Annotated in this window: 8 protein-coding genes and 1 pseudogene; 4 read left to right on the top strand and 5 right to left on the bottom strand. The window is 62.7% G+C overall.

What is annotated here, in order from left to right; translation table 11 throughout:
• Nucleotides 1-448 (top strand): ATP-dependent helicase C-terminal domain-containing protein (locus ACKODO_RS08070; protein WP_408982928.1); only part of this gene is annotated, 448 nt, incomplete at its 5' end.
• Between the two features lie 413 nt (nucleotides 449-861).
• Here ACKODO_RS08070 and ACKODO_RS08065 read toward each other — a convergent pair.
• The 4 genes from ACKODO_RS08065 to ACKODO_RS08050 all read right to left on the bottom strand — a co-directional run bounded on the left by ACKODO_RS08065 (nucleotide 862) and on the right by ACKODO_RS08050 (nucleotide 4,563).
• The gene (locus ACKODO_RS08065) at nucleotides 862-1,704 is read right to left on the bottom strand and encodes a DUF1194 domain-containing protein (RefSeq protein ID WP_408982927.1); all 843 of its coding nucleotides are present in this window, start codon (nucleotides 1,702-1,704) and stop codon (nucleotides 862-864) included.
• A gap of 64 nt (nucleotides 1,705-1,768) precedes the next feature.
• Nucleotides 1,769-2,659: a C40 family peptidase gene (locus ACKODO_RS08060; protein ID WP_408982926.1), complete on the bottom strand. Its 891-nt coding sequence runs from the start codon at nucleotides 2,657-2,659 to the stop codon at nucleotides 1,769-1,771.
• A 31-nt stretch (nucleotides 2,660-2,690) separates the two neighbouring features.
• Complete coding sequence (locus tag ACKODO_RS08055) at nucleotides 2,691-3,056, bottom strand: MarR family transcriptional regulator (protein WP_408982929.1); 366 nt, start codon at nucleotides 3,054-3,056, stop codon at nucleotides 2,691-2,693.
• A 127-nt stretch (nucleotides 3,057-3,183) separates the two neighbouring features.
• Entirely contained in the window at nucleotides 3,184-4,563 is a 1,380-nt protein-coding gene (locus ACKODO_RS08050) for a leucyl aminopeptidase family protein (RefSeq protein WP_408982925.1), read from the bottom strand.
• Nucleotides 4,564-4,743: 180 nt separating this feature from the next.
• Here ACKODO_RS08050 and ACKODO_RS08045 point away from each other — a divergent pair, with 180 nt between their 5' ends.
• The 3 genes and pseudogenes from ACKODO_RS08045 to ACKODO_RS08035 all read left to right on the top strand — a co-directional run.
• The gene (locus ACKODO_RS08045) at nucleotides 4,744-5,478 is read left to right on the top strand and encodes a tetratricopeptide repeat protein (protein ID WP_408982924.1); all 735 of its coding nucleotides are present in this window, start codon (nucleotides 4,744-4,746) and stop codon (nucleotides 5,476-5,478) included.
• 254 nt (nucleotides 5,479-5,732) lie between these two features.
• Nucleotides 5,733-6,614: an alpha/beta hydrolase family protein gene (locus tag ACKODO_RS08040; protein WP_408982923.1), complete on the top strand. Its 882-nt coding sequence runs from the start codon at nucleotides 5,733-5,735 to the stop codon at nucleotides 6,612-6,614.
• A 166-nt stretch (nucleotides 6,615-6,780) separates the two neighbouring features.
• Nucleotides 6,781-7,169: pseudogene (locus tag ACKODO_RS08035) on the top strand (transposase); the annotation flags it as partial.
• A 185-nt stretch (nucleotides 7,170-7,354) separates the two neighbouring features.
• Here the strand turns inward: ACKODO_RS08035 and ACKODO_RS08030 are convergent.
• Nucleotides 7,355-7,557 (bottom strand): hypothetical protein (locus tag ACKODO_RS08030; RefSeq protein WP_408982922.1); only part of this gene is annotated, 203 nt, incomplete at its 5' end.

Genomic DNA, 7,557 nt, shown 5'->3' with positions numbered 1-7,557 from the left:
CGAATGGCTCGCTCCCTTCCTTCTCGGCAAGACGACACTCAACCAGATCGATGCCGAGACACTCGGCGCGCCGCTCGATACGCTGATCCCATGGTCGGCGCGCCAGCGGCTGGAAGCCGAAGCGCCGACGCATTTCACCGCGCCCACGGGAAACAGCCACGCAATCGCCTATGACGGCGAGAACGCGCCGATGCTTTCCATCCGCGTGCAGGAGCTCTTCGGCCTCAAGCAGCATCCGACCATCGCGGGCGGTCGCCTGCCGCTGACGCTGGAACTGCTCTCGCCCGCGCATCGGCCGATCCAGATCACGAAGGATTTGCCACGCTTCTGGGCCGGTTCATGGGCGGATGTGCGCAACGATATGCGCGGCCGCTACCCCAGGCATGTCTGGCCGGATGACCCGGCCAATGCCGCGCCTACCGCGCGGGCGAAGCCTCGCGGAACCTGAAAAACCTGCGGGCGAAGCCTCGCGGAACTTGAAAAACTCGTGGGCGAAATGTCGCGAAACTTGAAAAACTCGCGGGCGAAGCCTCGCGGACCCTGAAAAGCCCGCGGGCGAGGCCTCGCGAAACTTGAGTGTTTTCCGATCTGACCGAATGAGATCGGATGCATTATCTCTTTGTTTTATTACACTTTCTTCACGCGAACCGCTGCCCACCCCCGCCTTCGCAGGGGCATGCTTCGCTTGAAAATGCTTCTCTCTTTTCTTGATCGCATTTTCTTGGCGCGAACCGGTGCCCACTTCGCTTGAAAATGCTCTAGAGCGCAAACCGATCTGATTGAATCAGATCTGGCGCTCACTCTTCTTGTTTTCGCATCCGCTTTTTCCGCCAACCGGTATCCACTTGGCGGGCGGATGCTCTAGTTCCGTTCCCATTGCTGGCGCCACTGGCGCTCGCCCATGGTGCAATCGGTTTCGCCGCGCGCGGGCGTGGCAGTCACGTCGTTCTGCGAGGGGCTTGCGAGTTCCCGCAGGATCTTCTGCTTGATGGCCGGGGCGAACTGGTCCTTCTCGGTGATCGTGAGCATGAAGGAGCCGGGACCGCCGATGACGCAATCGCGGTAATAATCGTCGAGATTGTCCACGTCATAGGGCGAGGACCAGCCGCGCTTGATGATGATGGGCAGCCCATTGATCACCACGCCCGCCTCCACGGCAGCATCGCGGGCGCGGGTCACGAGGCCACCTTCGTTGTTCGGGCCATCCCCCGAAATGTCGATGACACGACGGATGGGCCGCACCTGCGCCTGCTTCAGGCGATCGATGCTGAATTCGATCGCGGTGGTCACCGAGGTGCGGCGCGCCCGGCGAACCGGCGCCTCGCGCAGCTTCTGCACGAAGGCCTCGGCGCTGGCCTGATCCTCGATGATCGACCAATCGGCGATCACATGACGTGTATTGACCCCGGCCCATTCGATGTAGGTGACGGCCACCTTTCCCACCATACCCTTGCGGATGGCATCAAGCACCAATGGCGAAGTCAGCGCCTCGATATAGCCGGTGCGCTGCAGGTTGAGTTCGTCGATATCCATCGAGAAGGAAATATCCACCGCAAGCACCAGCGCGACATCCACATCTGGCCCTGTCCCGGGAAAGAGATCTGAATCTTGCGCATTGGCGGGTGCAGATCCGGCAAAGGCCAGAAACGCGGCGGCACAGGCGAGCCGGGCGCAGCGCCCGAAGTCGGACAGCCAACGGGACATCAAGCCCCTCCCTGATTTACCGACAGTGTCGCATGATTCCCATCGAGGTAAAGGCCCGGGACGATCACATCCCCGGGAGCAGCACTCGGCTTGCCGGCAACAGCCGCGCCGAGCGAAGGCCAGGCCCCTGCTGCTCGATGCGCCGCAAGGCAGGGGTGATCGGCTCGGAAATGACCGTCATCGAGAACGATGTGGCATGGATCATCTGCCCGTCCCCCTGGCTCAGCGCGACATGTCCAGGCCAGAACAACAGCGCGCCGCGCGGGAGCGTCGCGGGGTCGGCGGGCATGGCGAGCTGCAAGCCGAGTTCGCGCTCCTGCATGTCACTGTCACGCGGGGCAAAAATTCCGCAGGCGGAACAAACGGTTTGAACGAGGCCGGAACAATCGAGGCCGAGGCTCGATTTTCCGCCCCAGAGATAGGGCACGCCCAGAAATCGCTCCGCTTCCGAAACCGGATCATCCGGGCGCTCGGCCAGCGGGCGCAGGTGCTTCGCATAGACATGCCCGAGCGGCGTGCGAAGAAAACCGGCTTCCCCCTCCAGCACGACGATCTCGGCGCCATAGGGCAGGAACCCCAAGGGCGTCGCCTTCATGCTGGCAGAAGGGTAGAGAAAAGCCCGCAAGTCGGCCACGTGATGGGTCGCGGTCGGCAGAAGCGGGCCCAGGGCTTCTTCGGGACAATAGCCCACATAGCCGTCACGCCGGGCCTGCCCCCAGGCAAAGCCGGAAGCGCGGTCATAGACATCGAAGATCTCGCCCGCGATCAGTTCCGTCTCGAAACCGAGGCTCGTGTTCGGTGCCTTGCGGAGCGGCGCGCTGGAAGCGCGGATCTGCATGGGCTGCGGATCAGCATATCGCGGCGCGAAAACGATGTCGCGCAAGGCACTTGCGGCGAGATCTTCGCGGAAGGCATGGCGACGGGGATCGAGGCTGGCGGAAATGTGGCTCGACATGGCATACCCGGCGAAGCGACAGGAAGCCAGCTTAGCGCAACGGGTTGTCCTGTGCCAGTTGGTCGGCACGCACCACGATGAGATCGGCCATCCTCTCGAGAAAGAGAGAGCCACGCACCGTGCGCTGGATGATCACGCTGCGCCGGTCTGCCGGATCGCGGCGGCGGGAAACCAGATCGAGATCGCCCATCGCGTCGAGCGCACGCGTGATGACAGGCTTGGTGACACCCAGCTTCTGGGCGAGGCCTCGCACCGTGTGCGGCGGCGGCTCCAGGTAGATGGTCAGCAGCACGACCATCTGACGAGCGGTCAGATCCATTTCCGCGCTGCGGACGAGATCCAAACCAACATCATGCCAAAGCTTCAGCGCCTGCGTAGGGCGGAGCTTCACGCTAATCAAGGATTCCCTGCCGTTCTGACATCGCTTCAACCGCGAACCCGCGATCATTTAAGAAATGAAATTTTGCACGACTTTATGAAGCTTGCCGCGCCTTTAGGCAACTTTTAGTAGTTTCCGTTGTTGCTCATTTCTTGATAGAATTCCAGAATTCAACCAGCTTCGCAGCAAGGCGGGCCGCTTGCGGTTCGCCGCCTTCCGGGCGCCCGGGCCGAGCTGTCGGCGTCCAGCCATAAATGTCGAAATGAGCGTAGGAACGCGTATTCCGGACGAATTCCTTCAGGAAAACAGCTGCCGTGATGGCTCCGGCGAAGCCTCCGGAGGAAACATTGTTGATATCGGCCGATTTCGAATCGAGCATCGTCCGATAGGGTTTCCAGAGCGGAAGACGCCAGACCGGATCATTCTCGTCCCGCCCGATGCGGGAAATTGCATCGGCCAGTTCGTCATCATCGGTGAAGAAGGGCGGAAGATCCGGCCCCAGCGCCACGCGGGCAGCCCCGGTCAACGTTGCAAAATTGAAAAGAAGATCGGGTTTCTCCTCGTCCGCCAGGGTCAGCGCATCGCAGAGGATCAGTCGGCCCTCGGCATCGGTGTTGCCGATCTCGATCGTGGTCCCCGCGCGCGAACGATAGATGTCCCCGGGGCGGAAGGCGGGGCCGGAAACCGAATTCTCGACGATCGGGAGAAGGACCCGGAGGCGCACCGGCAGTTGCAGGCCCATGATGATCTCGGCCGCGGCCAGGGCGGCTGCGGCGCCGCCCATGTCCTTCTTCATCAGCAGCATGGAATTCTCGGGCTTGAGGTTCAGCCCGCCTGTATCGAACACCACGCCCTTGCCCACCAGCGTGACCTTGGGGGCGCGCGAATCGCCCCAGGTGAGATCGACGAGACGGGGAGGATGCGCCGAAGCTGCGCCGACGGCATGGATCATGGGCAGGTTTTCAGCCAGCAACTCCTCGCCGACGATCTCACGCAGCTCGGCGCGGAAGCGCTCGGCCAGCTGGCGGGCGGCTTGGGCCAGAGCTTCGGTCGTCAGGTCATTCGCAGGGCGATTGATGAGATCGCGGCCCGCTGAAACCGCCTCGGCCACCAGCCGGGCGCGAGCGATGTCCGCGCCGGGTAACGGCTGGAGGGAAACAGCCTCGCGCGCGACCGTCTTGAAGCGGTCGAAGCGATATTGTCCCAGATGAAAGCCCGTGAGCGCGAGGGTGGGGTTCTCAATCCACCCCTCCACCCGCCAGAGCCCGGCGGGAAGATCGGTCGCGAGCTTGCCCAGAAGAAAGGGCTGCTCGACCAATCCCTCGTCGCTGCCGATCCCCAGAAGGGCGGCGACGGCCGCGCCTGTCTCTCCCGGGAGAACGAGGAGGCGACCCGCCATCGGCTTGAAGCCCAGGCTGGCCGCATAGCTGCGTGCCGTGGGTGGCAGCGACTCCTGCGAGATGGGCCAGCCGGCCTCGCTGACAAGATGGACAAGGCGAACAGGCAGGGAAGAGGGCTCGCTCATGAGGCTTTGCAATCGCTGGAGGGATCGGGAATCCGGAAAGGATCAGGCGTCTTAACCGCAGATTAGGGTTAACCAGTTATTCCTGAGCCGTGAAGTGGGCAGCGCGCGTCCGGAAGATGAAAGTCTCGCGCCATCCCCGCTGGAAGGAAATGTTCAATGCCGAACCGGATGGGGCCCGTCATGCCCGGCAACCGAAGCACCGCTTCGCGCGCGATGAAGCGCCATTTCAGCGCCATCCTGCCGGTTCTCGCCATCGCCCTGGCCATCAGCGGGTGTTCCAGCCAGCTTGGCCAGTTTACCGGATCGCTGCGCGATGTGGGCAGACCAAACGCGCCGGCCGAGGCCGGAGCAGCGAATATCGAGAGCCTCGCCCGCCGCTATGATGCCAATCCTGGCGACAAGGCTGTTTCCATTGCTTATGGCGGTGCCCTGAGGGCTCGCGGCCAGTTCCAGCAGGCGGCTGCGGTGCTGCAACGCGCCTCGATCGTGAATGTGGGCGACAAGGAAGTGGCGGCCGCCTATGGCCGGGCGCTGGGCGATGTCGGCCGTTTCGATGAGGCAATGCGTGTGCTGAGCCAGGCGCATTCGGCTGACCGGCCGGATTGGCGGGTGCTGTCGAGCCAGGGTGTCGTGTCGGACCAGATGGGCCAGCACAGCCGGGCCCGGGAATTCTACGCCGAAGCCCTCAAGATCGTGCCGGATAACCCCAGCGTGCTCTCGAATCTTGGCCTCTCCTACCTGCTGACGCGCGATATCGCCAAGGCCGAGGAAATGCTGGCCCGCGCCGCGAGCATGGCGAATGCCGATCCGCGCATCGCTGCGAACCTCACGATGGTGCGCGGCCTGCGCAGCCAGGCGGCTGCCGCCCCGGCAACCCGCCCGGCGAAGCCCAAGGCATCACCCGCGCAGCGCTGAACGCGCAGTCGCTTGAGCAAGCTCAGGGCCACGCGACCAGGGCCAATGTCCCACACAGAGTCGAACCCCATTAACCCCAAGGGCTCTCGTTTTGACCGAGAGACAACCGGAGGCCATGACAGGAGGCGCGATTCTTGAGGATCAGGCTGGGCCTGCTGGTTATTCTCTTCATGCTCGTCGCAGCCGGCGGGATCGCATGGCTCGGCATCGATCGCGGCGGCCGGTTTGCCATTGCCGAGCGTGTCGAAAATGCGTTGCGCCTGCCCTTCGAGAGAACTGACATTCCCGCGGGTGCAACTGCTCCGGCTCAAAAGGCGCGCCATGTTCCGGCCCAGCGCCTCGCGCCGCTGGTCGTGGACTTGCATTCGTGGATGACCGCCGAAACCCAGCTTTCCGGCCAGCCGGAGGCATTGGTCACCGCCGTGCGCCGCGCCGGGTGGAACTACATCCGCCCTGCCTTGCTTGGTCCGAATGGAAACCCCGATGCATGTTGCGGAGAACGCGTGATCGCCGCGATCGAGGCCGCAATCCGTCATGCGCGACAGAATGGACCTGTGCTTGAGGATGCAATCTTCGTGGTTGGCGAATCAGGCGGCGGCTTTTCCGCGCTGTGCTTCCTGCTCGGCAGCACCATGCCGGTTCGCGGTGTTTTCGCCTGGGCTGCCATCACCGATCTGGTGGCCTGGCATCGGGAGCAGGCGGGGACCCGCTATGCTGAGGGAATCGAGCGCTGCACCGGCAGCAAGGATCAGTTGAACGTCAGCGAAGCGCTCCGCCGTTCGCCCGCGCACATGGCCATTGTCCGGCATGGAAATTACCCGGTCATTCGCCTTTACGCGGGAATTCACGACGGCTGGCGTGGGGCCACGCCGATCACCCATTCCATCGACTTCTTCAATCGGCTCGCGTCGCAATGGGAGCCCGCGAAGGTCATCTCGTCTCCGGAAATCCTTGCCCTTTTGCGACGCTCTGCACCGGGCGGGGCGGAACGACCTCTTGCATCGAAGCAACCGGTGCATTTCCTTCGCGAAGCCGGCCCGATGCGGCTGGTGATCTATGAAGGCGCGCACGAGATGCTAACGGCACAGGTCATTGCCGACATCCGCGAAATCGCTGGAACGGCCCTTCCGCCCTGATATCAATGAACCTCATGGCGGTTCAGAGGCCTGACTTAGCCCCTCTGACCTGATCCAGTTTGAAGTTCGTTCCGGCCGCATCGAAAAGACCAGAACATGCTGATCCACCCCCATTGAATTGGTCCACCTTGAAGTATGTCTTATGGCAACGAGGAGGATCCTGTTCATGCCGAGGAAGCGTCGCAAGCCCGAAGAGATCGTCGCGAAGCTGCGACAAGTGGATGTCCTGGTCGCCCAGGGCAAATCCGTCGCCGATGCCGTTTGCGATATCGGCGTCACCGAGGTCACGTATGACCGCTGGCGTCAGGAATTAGGCGGGTTGAAGTCCGATCAGGTCAAGCGGATGAAGGACCTTGAGGCGGAGAACGCCCGGATGCGGCGTGCCGTCTCCGATCTGACGCTCGACAAGATGATCCTTGCGGAGGCTGCAAGGGGAACCGAAGGTCCGCGTCAGCGAACCTTATGAGCCCCGCGCGGCGTCGCGCTTGCATCGATCATATCCGGTCCGAACTGAAGCTATCCGAGCGGCGGAGCTGGCATTTCCTGGCCCCGTATTTTACGGCGAATTGTCGCTCTCTTGACGAGGTCGCACATGCATCTGTGGCTTGCTGTTCCTGCAGGACATGACGGCGCCGTTCGGGGGAACGAAATGGAACATCGACCCATTCTCAGGCCTCGTGATTTCGGCGCATTAAGGGCTCTCACGGGCGCGGCCTGAGCCAAGTCACTGCGCGCCCTTGTCAATTCGTCACGACGGCTGTCACGAAACGATCCGGAGGAGTGATGGCATGACCCCGGCTTGGGCGATCGAGAAGCATCGAGGTCCAGACGCGCAGGTTGTGTCCAAGAAGCTGACAAAATGAGAGGTTGATGAAACGAGCCGGCGAAAGCGGGCGGCAGGCGGGATGTCCTTGGTATTCGAGCACCGAATGTTCGATCCGGC

It is taken from the genome of Rhabdaerophilum sp. (assembly GCF_046092605.1).
Taxonomy (GTDB): Bacteria; Pseudomonadota; Alphaproteobacteria; order Rhizobiales; family Beijerinckiaceae; genus Rhabdaerophilum.
The sequence above is the reverse complement of the archived record's forward strand: the minus strand, read 5'-3'. Positions and strand labels throughout refer to the sequence as shown.